This is a genomic window from Bradyrhizobium macuxiense, from assembly GCF_001542415.1.
Classification (GTDB): Bacteria; Pseudomonadota; Alphaproteobacteria; order Rhizobiales; family Xanthobacteraceae; genus Bradyrhizobium; species Bradyrhizobium macuxiense.
The window spans coordinates 1-1,772 of record NZ_LNCU01000135.1; the positions used below are offsets into that span (position 1 = coordinate 1).

General features: G+C 53.4%; 2 protein-coding genes. Both read left to right on the forward strand.

Translation table 11 applies throughout. The annotated features are described in order from the left end of the window. Positions 1-1,462: transglycosylase SLT domain-containing protein (locus tag AS156_RS40125; protein WP_148659587.1), on the forward strand; the 1,462-nt coding region annotated here is incomplete at its 5' end. 74 nt (positions 1,463-1,536) lie between these two features. Further along, entirely contained in the window at positions 1,537-1,686 is a 150-nt protein-coding gene (locus tag AS156_RS43215) for a hypothetical protein (protein WP_160331048.1), read from the forward strand. Positions 1,687-1,772: the final 86 nt, after the last annotated feature.

The following is a 1,772-nucleotide window of genomic DNA, read 5'->3' on the forward strand; positions in this document are numbered from 1 at the left end:
GACGTTCATGGCCAAGCACAACGTTCCGCCAGACCAGAAACGCAAATGGCTGGAGTTTCTGGGTTTACCTGCCGAGTTCGCAACACGCAGTCTCAAAGACCTTAATGAAGCGATGAAGGAAGGCTTCAATTTCGAGAAAAACCATCCGACTAATATGAAGGTTCTGCACGATCTTGATGACGCGTTCACCAAGCTGGATATGAACCTCAAAGGTTTCGGCATCGACCTTACCAATGAATTTGGTGAGCCTGCCGCTCACATGATCTCTAACTTCGCGGCATCAATCGATAAGATCGGCGAGTCGCTTCGCAAGTATCACGAGGCTGGCACCAGCGGATTTGCCAAGGACTCTATCTTTGGTCGCCTCTTCGAGAAAATGACCGGCGTTCCCGGCAGCAAGATGACGCCTCAAGGTCGCATCGATGAAGGGTTTTCCGCCTTCGATCACAAGGCCGACGAAGATGCTGTTGCGAGAGGGACAACGAAAGGTCTCTTTGATGCATTCAGGCAGTTGATGGGGTTTGGCTTTGCGCCCATGTCGTACAACGGCGGTGGCGTAGGTGGCGGCAGGATGGTGAATGCCGCTTATCATCCCAGCGAAGTCGGCGGCGCTAACAGCAGCGCAGGCTCCTCTCCCAAGTTTGGAAACGACGACTTCCCGCTGAAAGCGATCAGCCAAGGTCAGGTACCCAAGTCCGTGAAAGGCACTGTGGCTAAAATCGGTGCAGCGCGCGACTTCTCGATGAAGGCATACGGCAAGAAGCCTAACCTTGGCAGCGCCGATACCGAAGCCGCCATAGCGGATGCAGCAAAGAAGTACGGCCTCGATGCCAACATGCTTCGCGGCATCGCAAGCATAGAGTCCAATATGCATCCGCAGAGCAATTGGAATAGAGCCACTCAATACAAGGGTTTGTTCCAGATGGGCCGCGATGAATGGGCGAAATACGGTAGCGGCTCGATCTACAACGCTCGTGATAACGCGATGGCAGCGGCTCATATGCTGTCTGACCATGCAAAGGAGTTCAAGCGTCGCTTTGGTCGCGATCCTACGCCGTCAGAGCTTTACATGATCCATCAGCAGGGAATTGGCTTCTTCACCCGCGGTGCAATGACCAACATCGGCGGCAATCCGTATCCGGGAATGCGCGGACCTCAGAGCCACGACTCGTTTATGAGCGGATGGGGCAAGGAGCTTGCACGTCGTACTGCTCAGTTTGATACGTTCTTTCCTGAGCAGACTGCCCACGGTGAGACCGGTGCTCATCTCGCCGACCGCATCATCCGCAAGCATCTGCACGATAACAATGGTGCTGTTAAGGTCGATGGCAGCGCGAACGTAAATGTGAATTTCAGCAACATGCCGAAAGGCACGCGAACGAGCGCGAATGTCAACGGTTTGTTCAAAGAAGCCCGGCTCAATCGCGGTCGCCCGATGGCGATGGCATCGCAGGACGCCTAGTAGTCCAAAGACTTATACATCGTGACAACCCGGATGCGGTAGTCGTGATGATTACCGCAAACGGAGGCGCATCAATGATTGTTGTAATTCCGAACTACCTGCTCGTCGTCATTCTGGTGACGCTTGCAGCCATCGTTGTGGTTCTCAGGCTTGCCAGTCTATCGCGCTATGAATGGATCATGTTCACATCGTTCATGGCGTTAGCAGTTGCATTGATCCTGTAGCTAACCATGAACTAATCATCACAAAACACGGCCAGCCGATTTGCTGGCCGTTTTCGTTTCTACGCAGGATCACGCAAATCATGTTT